This is a genomic window from bacterium (assembly GCA_036524115.1).
Taxonomy (GTDB): domain Bacteria; phylum JAUVQV01; class JAUVQV01; order JAUVQV01; family DATDCY01; genus DATDCY01.
In genome coordinates this window covers 1-16,476 of sequence record DATDCY010000315.1, presented here as the reverse complement: position 1 = coordinate 16,476, position 16,476 = coordinate 1, and the positions used below count along the sequence as shown (strand labels likewise).

General features: G+C 64.8%; 15 protein-coding genes. 1 reads left to right on the top strand and 14 read right to left on the bottom strand.

Going from position 1 to position 16,476, the window contains the following annotated elements; translation table 11 throughout:
- Position 1: 1 nt before the first annotated feature.
- The 13 genes from VI078_14930 to VI078_14870 form a co-directional block, all read right to left on the bottom strand.
- The gene (locus VI078_14930) at positions 2 to 2,026 is read right to left on the bottom strand and encodes a hypothetical protein (protein HEY6000578.1); all 2,025 of its coding nucleotides are present in this window, start codon (positions 2,024 to 2,026) and stop codon (positions 2 to 4) included.
- Positions 2,027 to 2,030: 4 nt separating this feature from the next.
- The gene (locus VI078_14925; protein ID HEY6000577.1) at positions 2,031 to 2,747 is read right to left on the bottom strand and encodes a phage baseplate assembly protein V; all 717 of its coding nucleotides are present in this window, start codon (positions 2,745 to 2,747) and stop codon (positions 2,031 to 2,033) included.
- 19 nt (positions 2,748 to 2,766) lie between these two features.
- Positions 2,767 to 3,837: a contractile injection system protein, VgrG/Pvc8 family gene (locus VI078_14920; protein HEY6000576.1), complete on the bottom strand. Its 1,071-nt coding sequence runs from the start codon at positions 3,835 to 3,837 to the stop codon at positions 2,767 to 2,769.
- A gap of 3 nt (positions 3,838 to 3,840) precedes the next feature.
- The gene (locus VI078_14915; protein HEY6000575.1) at positions 3,841 to 4,002 is read right to left on the bottom strand and encodes a hypothetical protein; all 162 of its coding nucleotides are present in this window, start codon (positions 4,000 to 4,002) and stop codon (positions 3,841 to 3,843) included.
- Complete coding sequence (locus tag VI078_14910; GenBank protein ID HEY6000574.1) at positions 3,999 to 4,727, bottom strand: peptidoglycan-binding protein; 729 nt, start codon at positions 4,725 to 4,727, stop codon at positions 3,999 to 4,001. Before VI078_14910 ends, VI078_14915 begins: the two co-directional genes overlap by 4 nt.
- A complete protein-coding gene (locus VI078_14905; GenBank protein HEY6000573.1) occupies positions 4,724 to 5,215 on the bottom strand; it encodes a phage tail protein in 492 nt (163 codons plus the stop codon). The genes VI078_14910 and VI078_14905 overlap by 4 nt, the downstream gene beginning before the upstream one ends.
- Before the next feature lie 2 nt (positions 5,216 to 5,217).
- Entirely contained in the window at positions 5,218 to 7,737 is a 2,520-nt protein-coding gene (locus tag VI078_14900) for a hypothetical protein (protein HEY6000572.1), read from the bottom strand.
- 1 nt (position 7,738) lies between these two features.
- Positions 7,739 to 8,194, bottom strand: coding sequence for a phage tail protein (locus tag VI078_14895; GenBank protein ID HEY6000571.1), 456 nt, complete (start codon positions 8,192 to 8,194; stop codon positions 7,739 to 7,741).
- A gap of 18 nt (positions 8,195 to 8,212) precedes the next feature.
- Positions 8,213 to 11,173: a phage tail sheath subtilisin-like domain-containing protein gene (locus VI078_14890; GenBank protein ID HEY6000570.1), complete on the bottom strand. Its 2,961-nt coding sequence runs from the start codon at positions 11,171 to 11,173 to the stop codon at positions 8,213 to 8,215.
- A 30-nt stretch (positions 11,174 to 11,203) separates the two neighbouring features.
- Entirely contained in the window at positions 11,204 to 12,121 is a 918-nt protein-coding gene (locus tag VI078_14885; GenBank protein ID HEY6000569.1) for a hypothetical protein, read from the bottom strand.
- On the bottom strand, positions 12,118 to 12,702 hold the full coding sequence (locus tag VI078_14880; protein ID HEY6000568.1) for a DUF4255 domain-containing protein: 585 nt from the start codon (positions 12,700 to 12,702) through the stop codon (positions 12,118 to 12,120). Before VI078_14880 ends, VI078_14885 begins: the two co-directional genes overlap by 4 nt.
- Positions 12,703 to 12,718: 16 nt before the next feature.
- Positions 12,719 to 13,000 carry a hypothetical protein gene (locus tag VI078_14875; GenBank protein HEY6000567.1) on the bottom strand — a complete coding sequence of 94 codons (282 nt, stop codon included), beginning with the start codon at positions 12,998 to 13,000 and terminating at the stop codon, positions 12,719 to 12,721.
- A gap of 354 nt (positions 13,001 to 13,354) precedes the next feature.
- Positions 13,355 to 14,335 carry a sigma-54 dependent transcriptional regulator gene (locus tag VI078_14870; GenBank protein ID HEY6000566.1) on the bottom strand — a complete coding sequence of 327 codons (981 nt, stop codon included), beginning with the start codon at positions 14,333 to 14,335 and terminating at the stop codon, positions 13,355 to 13,357.
- 679 nt (positions 14,336 to 15,014) lie between these two features.
- On the opposite strand from VI078_14870, the gene VI078_14865 reads away from it, so the two are divergent.
- A complete protein-coding gene (locus VI078_14865) occupies positions 15,015 to 15,194 on the top strand; it encodes a hypothetical protein (GenBank protein HEY6000565.1) in 180 nt (59 codons plus the stop codon).
- Between the two features lie 613 nt (positions 15,195 to 15,807).
- On the opposite strand, the gene VI078_14860 is transcribed toward VI078_14865, so the two are convergent.
- Positions 15,808 to 16,476: TCP-1/cpn60 chaperonin family protein (locus VI078_14860; protein HEY6000564.1), on the bottom strand; the 669-nt coding region annotated here is incomplete at its 5' end.

The following is a 16,476-nucleotide window of genomic DNA, read 5'->3' as shown; positions in this document are numbered from 1 at the left end:
CTCACGATTCCTTCTTGGCCCCGAAGCCGCGCAGGGGAAAGCACACGGAGAAGAAGGGCAACCAACGAAAGACGAAGTCGAGCACGCTGACGATGATCATCAGGAGAACCAGCGCGCAGATGGTGATGATCGGGATCGAGAGTGAGCACATCATGCCAGGATTCGGACCCTCCTTCGAGCAGGGGGCGTTTCCATCCGCGGGAAGATCCTTGTGCAGCGGCCAGGGAAGAACTGAACGCACCAAGTCGCCAAGCGTGATGCCCTTGAAGCGCTTGAGTTGGCGGCACAGAACGTCCGACACCATGAACGCTGTGTTCTTGTCGAACTTCCGCAGGCCCGCCGGCGTCGTGTCGACAGGAAGGCCGATGCGGATGGGGCGCGCGGGAGCGTCGGGGTCGAAAAAGCCCGCCATTTGGAAGGGCACCGTGGGGGCGCTCACCACCGCGGTGTGTCGGGGCGCGCACTCGGGGCGCTCGAACACGCAGCGCAGCACGAACCATCCCTCACGCATGTCGATTCCCGCGCTGGCAGCGATCGGCGCAGCCGGCGAGGACTGCACCTTCGTCTCGGCGAGCGCCGACTTGATCACTTCCAGGAAATGACCAAACAGAGCTTCCACGTCGTCTTCGCCGCCGCCAGTGGGTTGCGGCGGCATCGGCCCCACCTTCTCGCAGTCCGCCAGCGGAAAGAGGAATGCCGGCCACCCGGGATCGGGACTCTCGTGCGTGTACGCGACGTCAACGCGCTCCAGGTCTGCCCGCAAGGACTCCGCCGAACGCGCCTCCAGGGAAGGGACCAAGCCGGCCATAGCGCGCAGCGCTTCGGCCAGTGACTCCGCGACCTTTGGGCTCTCACCTTCCGCAGTCTTTGCCCGCTGCTGAAGCTGCGACTTGAGAGAGGGGTCAAGCCGTATCCGATCGATGGCGGCGGCAAGGTCCGCGCCGAATGGCTTCAACGCGGGCGACACCTGCCCCAACACAGCCCGCGCCACCTCGGGCAAGTGCTCGTGCAGCAATTCCAGAAGGTCCGCGACGATATACCACGAAACAGTCTGTACGTGCTCCCGCACGGCCCGGATAGACGATTCGAGAACTAAGCGGGGCATCTCCCCGTTCTCTGCTTCCGAGGCCTCATGCATGGCTTTGGCGGCAGCGGCGCGCTCGACAAGCCTCTTCCAGGGCTCGGTCACCCGCGTCTGGAACAGAAGCCAGCGATGGTCTTCCTGAGCGGGCGCCCCGGCTGCGCCCTCTGCCGTCCGGATCGATGCCCCCATGTAGACCTCGCGTCGACTAACCGGGATCAGGCCTGCGAAGAGCCGGCGGGGTTGGCCGTCGGTCTCCTGATAGACGAGCGGGAACATTGGGAGCAGTTCCTCGCCCGCCTGCCGGACCTGGACAGGGCCGGAAGTCGGACGCCATTCGCCGCGCTGCCCGACGGCAAGACTGTATTCCTCCCAATCGCCGAGGTCTTTGGGATCCAGAGTTGGCATAGGTTCATCCGGCTCGAGAGAGGCCGCATTGCGTGGGAGCAGCCGTCGCACGACGAAGCCCACGCGTTCTTGCCGGCCCGCATCTACCCGCCGGTCGGGCAATCCCGCGGTCGCGCAGGAGAGATGGGCTGCCACGAGGTAGTAGCGTTGGCTCGCCGGCTGATAGAGCTTGAGCTGGTAGGGCACATGCGTGGCGGCGGGCTTGCCCACGACCGCAGGCCGCGCCCGCAGGGCTTCACGCGCCTTTCGCGCCTTCCGCGCCAGGCCAATGCGACTCAGCTTCGTGACCAGGGTCGGTTGCGGTTCACCGGGGCGCTCTGCACCCGGCGCGTGACCGCGCCACGTTTCGTGACGGGCCTGGAGTGAAGCGAGGTCCGCCGGATTCCGCTCCAGAAGAGCGAGAAGTTGTTCCATGAAGGAATCATCAGTGAAGCGCAGGATTGCCGGACGCCCGAAAGCGCCGGACTCCGTCTGCGCTTCCGGGGAAATCCCCTCCCACAGCGGAGAGGGCACGATCCATCGCAGGGTATGGCTCATGGCCTCACCAGATGTTTCCCGCACCGGGGGTATAGGAGGCGCTGATTACGGAGTTGGTGATGACGGTGTCCGCCTGCACCACGCCGCTGAACCTCGCCATCCCCGCATCCACCGTGACGATCCCTGCAGAGACCGCAACTTGACTGGCGTTGACGGTGACCTTGCCAGAGGCGCTCACGGTAATGCCCGAGACTTCCAGTTTCACCGAGTTGCCGTTGCTATCGATGATCTCCACCACTCCGGGTCCGTCCTTGAGCGTCACCTTCTGGCCGCCCGGCGTCTCCAGGAGCAGCTTCTCCTGGCCATCCTGGTCATCCAAGGTGACCTTCACGCCGTTGCGCGACCGCAGCACCTTCTTGTAGTTGTTGCCTCCTCCATCCATGCGCTCCGGCGGCTGGTCGCTGCCGTTCCAGAGACCGCCAACCACGAAGGGCCGGCGCGGATCTCCTCCCTCGAACGCAACGAGCACCTCATCGTTCGTGTCAGGCACGAACCAGCTCCCGCGGTTTGAGCCGCCCATCAAGGTTGCAAGCCGCGCCCACGCCTCGTATCGACCTCCACTGCTGTCAGGCGCCCAGGGCAGCGTGATCTTCACACGCCCTTGGCCGTCCGGATCCTTCGTGTCTATGACCAGGGCCGGAAACACTCCATACCATCGGCCACCGAGGCCTGTCGGCCCCCGCGGCGCCAGCGCTTGCTCCAAGACGAGGCCTTCGAACATCACCGTTCGCCGTCTCCTCTCACGGCCGGCCCAGCCCGGGACGCTCTCCGGCGAACGCCGTGCGCAGCCCGTTGGCGCCATCGAACAGCGTGTGCGTCTCGCTCACGTAGTAAGTCCCGTTGAACAGGGGCCCGAGTCCCTGCAGCTCAACCGAGGCGCCGACGCGCAGCCGGGCATCCGGCTCGGCGACGCCGCGACCGACGACAAAGCGACGCGCCAGCGCTCGAAAGTGCGACTCGGCGCGGGCGCGGGCCTCCACCGCGTTGTGGGGAACGCCGTGGGCGATTGTCTGCGCCCGGTCGCCGACGGCGGCGCGCAGGACCGCTGCGCCGCTCTCATCGGTCCCCAGTTCCCCCCTGAGGATCGTGGCATCGGCTGCGCCCTTCACAGCGGCCTTGGCGGCCACATCCCAGCCGCCGTAGGCCAGCTCAGTGCATTGCCCAGCCAGATCCGCCACAACCGCGAACTCCCTCAGCTTTGCGCCGTGGACGAGCCGCAGCCCCGACCGGCGGCGCTGCGCTCGCGGCGCAACGCCCAGCGTCGTGTCGTCTACCCAGACCTCGGCACCGACGGCGCGAGCCCGCTCGCGAATGAACGCCAGGTCGCTCTGGTTGACCTGGGCGAGCACCTTGTGGACGGGGCCACTGATGTCGGTCCGCGGAGTGAGGCCATGATCGCGCGCGATCTGGCTGACGACGTCTGCGTCGCTGGCGTCGGCAAAGCTGCGCGTCCTTCGCGTCATGCGCAGGTCCTGCAGGCGGTCCTCCGCCAGGACGCGAACCCGTGGCGGTGCGCCTTCCGGGAACTCCGCCTGCAACGCCATGATGCGTCCGTCGAACAGTGTGTCGCCCGCGAGCCGCACTTCGAAGCGTTTGCCGAATTCAAGGATGCGGCGGTCGAAGTAGAGATAACCGGTACCACCCGCGGTCGCCCCCCAGTTGTTGAAGAGCGCCTCGCAGCGGTACAGCCCTTCCACGGATTCGTGGATCGCCAGGTCGATGAGCCCCCCCTCGAGAGCAGAACTCTCGCGGCCGCCGACGAGGAGCGCCGGACGCGCAGAGCGCAGCAGGACGGCTGCTTCTCCAGCCATCGATCAGTCGGCCCAGATGCGAAGCGCTCGCTCGGCCAGCTGGCGCGCCATGCCTTGCAGTACGAACAGGGAAAGCGCCATCGTCGGCGGACGCTCGACCTCGGGCGCGCCGGGCGCCGGGGGTGACTCGGCTACGACTTCGAACTCGTTGATTACGACGCTCATCGCAGAACACCTCCGGAGGTCATGGGTGAACCCGCCAGGCTCAGCAATTGGCCTGGCGCAGGTTGCCGGGGATTCTCTATCCCGTTGGCGGCGGCGATTGCCTGCCAGTTGTCACCTTGACCCGCTGCCTCGGCCATGCCCTGGACAGTGCTGCCACGGACGGCCTGAACCAGGGGCTGGGTGCCGGGAGCAGCCCGCGGCTTGCCCAGCCCCGGTCCCTTGTATTCGATGTACAGGATCTTCTGCTGGGACATGGACAGGGAGACGCTGGCGCGCAGGGGAACTCCGTCGCCGGAGAAGAACTCGAGCGACTCCTCCAAAGATTCAATGATTCCGTCGAAGGTGAACGAGCCCCACTGAAAGCGCACTGCCGGGGGCACGTACTTGTCCTTGTCCTTGCCCGAGGGCTCTGGGTTCATCAAGTCGGTGACCCGTTGGGTGAGACGACGTACGTCGTTCACCGGCGCCTCGGTGCCGGGCATCGGCGCGTTGACGTCGAACCAGAGCTGGAGCGAGAGTTTGGTCGTACCCGCGCCCACGTACTGCCGGCTCGCTGATCCGTCGCTCTGGCTGCCGGCACCTGAGGAAGGACTCTGGATCTGGTTGGCGTAGCTCACCCTGAGTGTTTCAGGGTTGAACTGCACGATTGCGGTCTTGCCGTTCTTCTTAGGGGTCTTGAAGTCGGATCCCAGCTCGCTGAATTTGGCAACGGCGAATTGGCTCATGGCGCTCCTCCGGCCGGCTTGCTGGGAACCCCCTTGACGGATAGCGTCTCGTAGGCAATCTGCAGCTCCTCGATGGCAACGGCGCCCTCCCGCGCATTGAGGGGCGGCGCCTTGAGCTTGATCGGCACGCAGCGCGAGAGCAGAAAGCGCGCCTTCTCGCTCGAACCGTCGGCCGCCAGAAGTACGACCTCCGCATCGGCCCGCAGTCCCGGATCATCCAGCGTCTGCGCGAACCACGTCCAGAGGTCGAAGCCTTCGGTCATCCCCCGCTTGAGCGTAAGCTGGCCGAGTGCCGCTGGGCCGGCAAGGCGGATCTGACGGGCGTTGTCGCCTCCCTGCCGGATGCTCTTCACCTCCATGGTGACCTCCAGCCCGTCGCACTCGGCAAAGGCCCCGTTGCAGAGCGGCGCCGTTTCCCCTTCTTTGTGGATGCGAATCTCGAAGTTGAACGCAGTGAAGGGGTAGGCGCGCTTGTCGCTCGCGGGCATGACTAAGACACCTCGCTCACGCTCACCGTTGAGCCGGACTGGATCAGCCGAATGGTCAGCATCCGGAGGGCCTGGGCTGGGCGCACCCTCAGCTCCACGACGAGGCGTCCTTCGCCCGCGCTGCCCTCGGAGAGGGCGTCCTCGGCATTCGTGTTCACCTGAAAGGAGTCCTCCTGTCTCGCGCCAGCAAACGCGCCCCTGCGAAAGAGCTGCGCCAGCACGTTCTCGAAGCGGTGCTCGACGAGGCTGCGCAACGCTTGCCCGTTTGCCTCGAACACCGCTTCGTTTCCCGCCCGCAACGCGAGACGCCGCAGTAGGGTCAGCAGCCGGCGCACGTGGATCGACCCCAGTTCGCGGTCAGGGCTCAATGTGTCGGCGCTCAGGATCGTAAGGCCCTTCGGTTCGCGCCGCAGCACGTTGACCCTTGCATCCTGTAGGATCAACAGTTGATCAGGTGCCAGCGCCGACGACAGCGCTGCGATACCCGGCAGGATCTCATTGGCCGGAGGCACCCACGCTCCACGCTCCAGGGCCCGCCGAGCGAGCAGCCCGAGGGCAACTCCGTCGGGGGGAATGTCCTGGCAGCCTCCGGCCGGGAGAGCAACGGACGGCCAGGGATGGTAGATGGCCCCGTAGCTGAGCACTCTTGCCCCGGCCCCTTCGAGTGCCGCCTCTGCCGTCGCACGACCGGGACTGAGCACTTGTTCGGCAAGTCTTCGCGCATAGAGAACCGCCGCCGCGGCCCGGTAGGTGTCTGGCAGGGAGAGAACCGCGAACAGACCGGCCTGAGCCTCACACATCCGCAGGAGGGCTTGGTGCACGGAGAGAAGAGTCTGCTCCTCCTCGCCGCCTTCGGAGACTTCGTACTCCCGCACTTCCGGCAGTTGGACGCGAAGCGTCTTCGACCACTCTCCGGGCCTTGTATCCAGCTCAGCACGAACCCGGTAGTAGTACTCGCCGCGGGACCTGTCGAAGATGCCGACAGAACACTCTGATATGCTGAGGATTGAATCGGGGACGGAGAAGTCGCCTGTGGCCGACTCCTCAAGTCGGAAAGTGGGTTCCTGATCACCCTGTGGATTCGACACTTTCCAGTTCAGACGAAACCAGGATGAATTATTGGGGAACTCGGGATCGACCCAGGTCACCGCGGGGACCGCACATGCCTCGCAATTGCGAAACAGCTTTCCCTGCGCGGACCTCGCGGGCAGTTCCAGCACGCACCAGCTGGAGCTCTTCGCTGCCGGGCGCACCCAGCGCCGGTGCACCGCATCGGGAACAGCTATCAACGTCGCTTCGTCGATGACCGGCGAGTCGTTCCACCCTAGGGCTGCGTGGATGCCCGTCAATCTCCGGGGCTCGACCGAGCGATAGCGCAGAAAGTCCGCGTGCTCGATCAACTCCCACCCCGAGGTGGCTCGCAAGTCGCGGTCGAGAAAGAGGGCCTCCGAGAAATCGGCAAGCCCGTCGCGCTCGAGCCGCGACGCCGGCCCTGTCTCCGCCAGAGTGCCCTCCGTGAAGTCGCCGGCCAATCCCCAGGGAATGAAGACATCGCGCCGGTCCACGTCATTGCCCGCGAGCGAGAAGCGCCTCCCTTCGGGAAGGCCTTCGCTGAAGACCACCCTGCCCGTTCCGCCTGCGGTGCGCTGGTACACTTCACAATCCGTCGGAAGGTCGCCCCAGAAGCGTTCGTGACCGGCGGCCAAACCCAAGCCGCACAAGGTTTCGGTGAGGCCATCAGGCCAAGTGACCCGCAGATCCAAGGAAAGGACTTCCGCGGGGGCGCCTTCAACGACAGAATGGCTGACATCCTGTCCACCGAGCACGCGCAGCTGCGGACACTCCCCCGGCCTGGCCGGCTCGCCGTAGGCGAGGATGGCCCGGTCTGCGGTCACGACCATGAGCGGGTCCCGTGGATGGGTTTGAGTTGTCAGCAGGGGAAGGTAGGCGGTCTCCCGGTCCCGGGCGACGATGCGCAGCATGTCCCCCACGCCCAGCCGCTGGCTGGTGGCCACGGCAAGCACCAGTTGACACGGGTCGAGCTTGTTCACTTCCTTCACGAACGCCGGCTGTGTGCGGATGCGAGCGCTGACGCGCAATCGGTCGGACCAGCTTCCCTTGCACCGGGACCGCGCGTACGCGCGGATCCCTTCTACGATGCCGGACGCCCCCTCGGCCACACGGAACAAACCCGGCAGGGGATGTCGGTTATAGCTTGCTTCGCCGGCGACGCGAACCACCCAGCAGCGGTCGCCGCCGTTGGCGAAGAAGCAGTTCACAGCGGGCGCCAAATGGGCGTACGTCCAGCGCCCCCGCAATCGATCCCAGGCCAGCCGCACGTTTCCGCCGAAGATGCTCTGAAACTGCTGTGCGTCCTCCACTGCCACCGGCAGGTGCAGGGGTCCGGTCTCCGCGAAGCCAACAAACACCGCCACGTCCATGCGTGGGAGGACCTCGTCGAGGTCGCGGGTCTGCCCCTCGAAGCGGATGCCAGGCAGTTCCCGTCTGGCGGCAGCTTGCATGTCACTCCATCTCCAGTCGCTCGTAGGCGAGCACCAACTCCTCCATGGCCACGTCGGTGCCTTTGGCATTCATCGGACCACTCGTGTGCTTGGTGATGCGGGCGCGCAGCAACTTCCACGTCTGCACCACCGCCGTGTGATCTTCGTTCTGCAGCTGTACGGTTACCGTGCGATGCGCGTTCTGATCACCGTTGCGAATCTGATCAAGCCACTTGTACAGATTCAGCGAGCCGATCACGCCGCGCTTGAGCGTGACGTCCGTACTCTTGTTGAGCCCGGTGACCTTCATCACGCTGTTCTCCTTGGCGTTGCCGTTGCGGTACTCGGCGACGGTCACTTCCATCCCAATGCCGCTGACCTCCTGGAAGCCGCCGTCGGGCCGGTCGGGGTTCCACCCCTCGCCGAGATCGACCAGGAAGTTGAACTGGACGTAGGGACGCTCGCGCTGAACGGCCATGGTCTTCTCCTTGCTCCGCTATGCCTTGCGGTCGGCGGTCCACTGACCGATCCTGAAGATGACGAACTCCGCCGGCTTCAACGGCGAGACGCCAACCAGACACACCAGCCGCCCGTTGTCGAGGTCGTTCTGACTCATAGTGGAGCGATCGCACTTGACGAAGAACGCCTTCTCGGGCTTGTCGCCGAGCAAGGCGCCATTCTGCCACTCGTTGAGCAGGAAGTCCTCGATTGTGCGGCGAATGTTTCCCCAAAGCGCCTCGCCGTTCGGTTCGAACACGGCCCACTGGGTGCCGCGATCAATCGACCGCTCCAGATATGCGAAGTAGCGTCGCACGTTGACGTACTTCCACTCGGAATCGGAGCTGATGGTGCGGGCGCCCCAGAGACGGTGGCCGCGCCCCTCGAAGAACCGGAAGCAGTTGATCCCCTCGGGATTGAGCACCTCCTGCTGCGCCTTGTTCAGCATGCTCTCGAAGCGGAGAGCGCCCCGCACGACCTCGTTCGCCGGCGCCTTGAACACGGCGCGCTCAATGTCGTTGCGGGCATAGATCCCACACACGAAGCCGCTCGGCGGCAATGGAATTTCCGCACGCGTCACCGGGTCGAGGACCATCACCCACGGGTAGTAGAGCGCCGCGTGCTTGGAATCGAACGCGGCCCGCATGGCAAGCACTTGCGCAATGCTCAGACCGTTTCCGCTGTCGAGGACCGCGATCCGGTATCGCATGTGCTCAGCATGCGCAATGAGCAGCCCGGTAATTCGGGTCGCGTCGGTCTTGAATCCGTTCCCGTAACCGAAGGTCGCGCCAGGCGCGGCGACGATCGAGATGTCCTCCAGGTCCTCGAAGGCTTTCAGCCCCGTCTTCGGTTCGTCCGGGTCGCTGACGCCGCCTTCGTACTCCGCCGCACGCGGCCGCTGGCCGTCGTTGCCACCGGCGAGCCGGTGCATCGCCACCAGCTGCGATGCCTTCGGTGAGGTCCAGTCATTGGAGCCCTGGCCGAACAGCGTCCTGAAGAGATCGGTCGCCGTAGCAACCGAGTCTTCGGTCAGAAGAACGAACGGCAGCTCGCGAGCGTCCGCGCCATTCCCCGGGGATGTCTTGAATTTCTCCGAGAGAGAGTCGGCCGCGCCAGCTCTCCTGTGATCGGGTTGGAGAGAGAGGCCGTCCCAGGCGGGGGATCCACCGTCCTGGATCAACTCGACGAGCACTGAGGAGATCCGCACCGCGTCTTCGCCGGGAACAAGCCTTGCCGCATTCGGCTTGGGGGGCTGCGGCTGTCGAAGCCAGAACTTGGCGTCTGCGGCCTTCCCAGTTTCGCTGAAGTGCCAGTCCTTGCCGTCCTCGCTCGGCCGGGCGACAAGAAGCGTTCCAGAGGAGCCTTCCGCTGCCTTGCCGATCCACACGAAGTCGCCCGAAACCAAGCCGCGGACCTCGGCCTGCGTACCAGCATGCACCAAACCGTTTTGCCCAAGTCGCAACGTAAAGCGAACCGTCAGATTGCCGGCCTCGCCCGGGAATCTCGCGCGGAGGAGAAGGGCGCCGGCATGGTCGGCTCCGGGGGCATCGGCAATGGCATTCGCCATCGTCTCGGCGGTGGCATTGGAGAGCGTGTCGACTTGACCGGCGAGATCCTTGCTGCAATTGGCGGCCACAGCAGCGGCGAAAGCGCGCGGGTATGCGCTGATCATTGCCGCCGTCAGGGCGTCATCCGCCGCGGACTTCGCCTCCACCGCCGCCTTGCGCACCGCTGACACCGCATCCCTGATGGCCTGTTGTGGCGGCGGCAGCGGTTTGGGCGATGCGCCCAAGTCTGCAGCGGTCTGTGCCTCGATGCACACAGCCCCCTGAAGGACAGTCGCGCCTTGGTAGGCTGCTGCCTTCGAGGGCTCGACAAGGGCCTTGGCACCGTCCACGGCGGCCTTGCGCGCATTGGCGTCACCCGGCTTCTTGCCGAATTCCTCGCCCTTCTTCTTAGCTTCGTCGGCAACATCACTCGCCTTCTTGCAGACCTTCTCCGCTTCGCCGCCTGCCTTGCACAGGCCTTCTAACGCCTCAGCGAGCTTCCTTACGGCATCGCCGGCTTCTGGAAGCTGCTTGAGCTTGCCCGCCAGCGCGGACACCGCCGCAGTCTTGCTGACGGTCTCCTGTGCTCTCGTGTAGGCGTCCGCCGCTGCGGCCGCGAGGACGGTCGCCGCGATCTCCACTTTCGCTGCTTCATCGACCGCCTTCTTGAGATCGCCGTACTTCGCCTCCACACTCTTGACTTCGATCGTGCTCCCGTCGTACGCCGTCTTCGCGTCTTCGACTGGACGCCTGAGTGCTTGGACCGTATCAGCCAGTGTGTCGACGGCACCCTTGCCGGCCTCGGCTTTCCTGTTGGCCAGGCTGTCGGCATCGGCCTTGCTCGTCTCCGTGGCACTCGCGTCTGCAGCCACTACTGCCGCTGCCGCCGTCGCTCGCCTCGCTTCTTCGACAGTCTCCGACGTGCGCACAAAGGCGTTCTTCAGTGCGGTGACGGCACCCTGCGCCGAGGCGACTGCTGCCGTGCTCTTGGTAAGCCACGCCCGCGCGTGACCGTCTTCGCGATAGAGCCCGTTCGTCGGACGCGCCTTGTCGTCCGCAAGCTTCTCGGGCGGTGGTGCGTAGCGTGCGGACTTTGGGTCGCCATCAATTCCGACCATCGGCCGGAAGACGCGTGACACATAGAGCCGCTTGCCCCCCTCCTCAAAGAACGCGCGCACGGCGTGCCACATGTAGTTGTGTAGCCGCCCAAGATCACTGAAGTTCAGGGGATCGGGCCGACCGTAGACGCGTTCGAAGGCGACGAGGCTCGTGACAACTTCAGGTTCGAGATGCGTTGGACCATAACGCGTCGGCCCGACGAAGCCGGTCGTCGTGGTGCTGACCCCTTCAATCGACTTGGCGCGGAATGAGACTTCCTCTACAAAGACGCCTGGGGCAAGATACTCCGGCATGACGTTCCTCCTTGTTGGTCAAGGCCCCGCTCAGTGGCGCGCAACGTACAGGCACGAATATTCCTTGGTGTCCGATTCCTTCGTCCTCACCACCGTTTCCCTGCCGAGCAGCAGCTTCTCCGAGCCGAGGTCGAGCCTTGGGGACAAACGGGACAGGGCCCGCCCCGCAGGCAGGTTGCGTTGCTCCAGTAGATCACCGAGGTCGGGGAGGGACGATGATCGCGTCGGTGACTCAGGCCCCCAGACTCCCCAGTGAATTCGAAGACTCAGATCCCAGTCGAAAAGCCTTCGCGCCGGCTGGGTATCGTGCGAGCCATCAGGCGGCGCGAGCCGCTGACGTGTCGGTTCCGGATAGGGAAACATCACGGCCGCTTTGCCCCGCTCATCGGCAAAGCCGTAGCCGATTTCCTCCCCCTCGTGCTCCACTCGCACCAAGGCACCAGCCAGAGGCGCTCGATTCTTCGCGTCGCGAAGTTCAACTCGTATGACCCCGATAGCACTGGGGGCGGGACGCGTCGGCGCGGAGAACAGGGGCACCCGATGCGCCGTTGGCAGAGGGGACTGCAATTCTGGCGCGACAGCGATGCACCCGTGAGCCGGCAGGCTGGTGCGAAGGGCGAAGGCTAGAAAGCGATGGTGCAGGTCCCGAACCTCCACAACGTAAGGACGACTCTTGCCCAAAGCCTCCGTCCAGAACTCCTCGTCCCCTTCGCCGTTGTCCAGGGTTCCGCCGCCGGATGCCAGATGCTGGAGGCCGGGCAGCCGCATGGCGGCAAAGGCGCCACTGCGGGTGCGGAAGGCGTCTACTCGGAGTTTGGGATTCGACTCGGGGAACAGCGTCACCTTCAGTCCCTCGGAGATCTCGGCGCCGGTGGCCTCGTCCCGAAAGCGAATGCCGAACAACGCCGCTCGGGTCACGCGATCCGGAGATCTCAGCAGAGAGTTCATGCCTGAAGAGGCTCCCCGACCTGGAACTCGCGGGTCTGCACCGCCGGTGACTCGGCGACCTCGCACTCCGAATCCAGCAGAACCATACGAGCCACGTAGGTCGCCGAGACCTGCATCTTGGTCTTGAGCTTGTCCCAGAGGTTGAAGTACTCCTGAAGCGGGAGGCTGTCGCACACGAGTTCAATCGCTTCATCCTGCCGGAAGACACCCGGGAGATAGGAGTTGATGATCCCTGCAGGCAGAATCGAGCGGTCCTCAAGAAACCGCATGGCCCAGCCCAGCAGCACCTGTTGGGTGTCAGCGCTCTTTGCCCAAGGTGTAAGCACATAGTGCAGATCCAGTGGCAGAGACGGGCGCAGCCGCCGGCCGTCGACGCCACGCCGCGACGGGAGGTTGCGCAACGTCGCGTTGACGCTCACCCGATAGAGCAGCAGTGAGAAGCCTTCGCTCATTCCGTCGCCATAGTGTGCGGGCTGCTGCAGCTCGAACTTCGGGCTTTCGAGCAGCGAGTCCGGACAATGGTCCTCGAGCAGCCCGAGGATGGTCTTCCCGACCGCGGGGATCGAGGAACTGTTTGCCATCCGAAACCTCTCCCGCCTATCCCTGATGCATCGGCGCCTGCACACACCGGTGGCGCCCCCGGACGAGCCGATAGACCCCGCCGACTCCACGCTCCACGAGACCTCTGGCCTCCAAGTAGTCCAGCGCCAAGGAGGTCTTTGCCAAGGCAACCTCGACGCGCTGTCTGAGTATCCACCAGCGGGCAATATGTTCGCTGGTGTCCGCCGCCTGCGGGTGCTTCTCCAAAAAACTCATCACTTCACTGGCGAGTTCCGCCACTTCCGGATCTGGGAACTGATCATCGGTCTCGCTGTTCATCCGCGCCTGGATGCCATTGGGAGGATCCCCCTGTCCGCTCAGACTCAAGTCGCGCTCCGATGCGGGATCGCCTCGAACTCCTGTCTCTTGGGGACATCGATAGCAACTGGCGTGCCAAGACCATCTACAGACGCAACAGCTTATTCTGGCGACACTATTGCGTAATGATCGCGAGCGAGTGGGCGTGCACGCCACGGCGCAGCAATGTGGGCATTGACGTCTAAGTGCAGGTCTCGGCGTCGGAAAGACCGGCCGTCGGCGGAGGTGTGGCGTCAACGCCCCACCTGTGGTACCCCGGCCCCTACAATCGATGAGCGTGCGTGTGCAGCGCGCTGACGACGGACGCGAGAAAGCTCAGGCTTTGAAGTGGGCTGCCTCTATCCCATGCTTCTTGACCAGGCGCACCAAGGTGCTGCGATCCTTGCACGACAGACGCGCAGCAAGCGAAAGGTTGCCCTTGCTGGCCGCCAGAAGATCCTTGATGTAGGTGCGCTCGAATTCCGCGACGGCCTGGGCCTTGGCCACCCGAAAGCCCTTGTCCAGGGGAGTCCGCCTTGCCGCCGGTCCCCGCAGTTCTGCCGGCGGTTCGATGTCGATCGAGTCGCCATCGCAAAGCAGGAACTCCCTCAGCATCAGGTTCTCCAGCTCACGGACATTGCCTGGCCAATGATACCGAGGAAGCCACTCCCGGGTCCCGGGGTGGAGGCGTCTCTCCGGCCGTCTGTGCTGCTGCGCAAAACGCCGGAGAAACGCCTCCGCCAGCATCAGGATGTCACCTTCCCTCTCGCGCAGCGGGGGCATCCACAGCGTGAGCACCTTGAGGCGGTAGAGCAGGTCACTGCGAAAGGCGTTCCGCGAGACAAGCTGCTCCAGGTCCACATTGCTGGCCGCCATGACCCTGACGTCCTTGGAGCGCGCGAATCGACCGCCCAGGGGGCGATAGGTCCCGTCCTGGAGGTAGCGCAAGAACACTACCTGCGCCTTGGGGGTCATCGCCTCGATCTCGTCGAGGAAGAGCGTTCCCCCATCCGCCTCACAAACCATTCCTGCACGGCTCTCTCGCGCGTCAGTGAAGGCGCCGCGTTCATGGCCGAACAACTCGGCCTCCAAGAGGTTGTCGGGGAGCGCCCCGCAGTTCACTGGAATGAAAGGCCGATCTCGTCGTGAACCCAGGAAATGGATGGCGCGAGCTGCGACTTCCTTGCCGGTGCCCGTTTCACCCTGTAGCAACACCGTCGCCTCGCAGGCGGCGAAACGCTTGATCAACTCGAAGATGCGCCGAAATGCTGCTGACTCGCCCAAGAGATTGAGCTTGCCAAGGAAGTCTACGGACATTCCTGTCGCCTTTCCCTGGCGCACAACCACGTGTCCGGCAGCGGGCTCGGCCGTGAGCTTGGACCCGGCCCTTCCAGCCTCCTCGGGCCAGCTTCTCCGAGCGCCGTGACTCCCTCATCCTTCAGTGACCGTGGGAGCCTGACTCGGCGCGCCGGGATGGAGAGCGAGGCCGCTTCTTGCCTGCCAGCGACGGAGGAGGAACGCGCGGACCATCCGGCGGAAGAAGAACGCAGTCGCCTTTGTGCCGCTCCGCCGCGAACCTCAAGGAGGCGCACGAGCGCCTCGAGCCACCGGACACACCCCGCGACGGCCTTGACCCCAGCGCTCATCCGGTCCTCTGTCCGTCAGATCGAGCGTTTCGAAGACACGTCGGGCGATCTCAGATGCCTGAACGCCCTGGGCCTCCATCGGATCACGGCTAGGGCCGGCATGACCGCCGGTCCCTTGATGGCGTGGAACATTGGCAAAGAACTTGGCTCTTGTCAAGGTCCATCGGCGTGCGTCCGTCACAAGGCGCGGTGGCGCCGGCCGTGGGAAACGAAACAGGTGGAGCCATTCGCGAAACCTGGTCGGCGAGGGAGCGCTCGTTCGCGGCGAAGAACAGGTCGAAGGAGTCCTGCCGGTCGTTCTTGTGCCCCTTGAACGTCTCGAGGCTCGCCTTCTTCGAGGCCGCTTGTGCATGAAGAGCAGCAGCGACGGCACCTCGAAGAAGAGGGTGTCCCATGGCTCTCCCCCGCGCTTCCTCAGTCACGGCATGGCTACCATGCCACGCGCCTCGGCGATGATGTCGCCGATGGTGGAGTCGTTGTTCGCCGAGATCGACCCGATCTGTGATGTCTATACGTCTACAGCCTATTAGTAGCATCGAGAGTCACATTTCGCTGGATGCCGAGGCGCGCCAACGTTCAGAACCACGGTAGTGGTATGCTGCGCACCGAAGATCGGAGTAGTGCTCGAACTGCCACGCCCATTGTTCCGCCCAGATCGGCATCTGCAACATTCACAGCAACTCGCGGTTGTGATGGGACCGCGACCGCGCTTCATCGTCGCCAGGTAAACCCGAATGTCGGAAGCGGTGAGAAGCAGACCCATGACTTGCGTAACGCGACCTCGGGTGACAAGGATCTTCCTGAAGAACAAGTGGCAGGTAGCCACGGGCGGCTCTAGCTGAAGCCGTGCGTTCGCGAGCGGGATCGATCCGAGTGGCGGATGGCGCCTTGGCGTTATCGCCGGCCACGCCGCACGCCCACGCCATGTTCCTCCAGGGCACGGACTCGGGAAGTACCAGTTCCCATCGCCTCAAAGACGAAAGGCGGGCCCCCGTTTCCGGGAACCCGCCCCTCGGTATGTGATCGGCCGCCTGAGTGAGCCGGCCGCGACAGTCCTGAAATCCCCCTCGCTCCCCCTTTAAGGGGGGGTGGGCTCGTGCCCGTCCCCCCGTGACGCCGAGGCGGGGGATTCCCGCCTGTCTCTTAGTACATGTCCCCGCCGCCCATGCCGCCCATCCCTCCGGGCATGCCGCCGGGCATCTTCTTGTCCTCTTCCGGCTTGTCGGCCACGACGCACTCGGTCGTGATCATCAGGCCGGCGATCGACGCTGCGTTCTGCAGCGCGGTCCGGGTGACCTTGGTCGGGTCGATGATCCCGGCCTCGATCATGTCGCCGTACTCCTCGGTCGCCGCGTTGAAGCCGTAGGAGGCCTTCTTGTTCTTCTTGACCTCCATCACGATCACCGCGCCCTCGACGCCCGCGTTGACCACGATCTGGCGGATCGGCTCCTCGAGCGCCCGCTTGACGATCGAGACGCCGACGGCCTGGTCGCCCTCGAGCTTGAGCTCGTCGAGGCCGGCCACGCAGCGCAGCAGCGCCACGCCGCCGCCGGGGACGATGCCCTCCTCCACCGCGGCGCGCGTCGCGTTCAGCGCGTCCTCGACGCGGGCCTTCTTCTCCTTCATCTCGGTCTCGGTGCTGGCGCCGACGTTGATCACCGCCACGCCGCCGACGAGCTTCGCGAGACGCTCCTGGAGCTTCTCCTTGTCGTAGTCGCTGGTGGTGGCTTCGATCTGCTTGCGGATCTCGCTGATGCGGCCCTGGATTTTGTCCTTGGGACCGGCGCCGTCGACGATCGTGGTGTTTTCCTT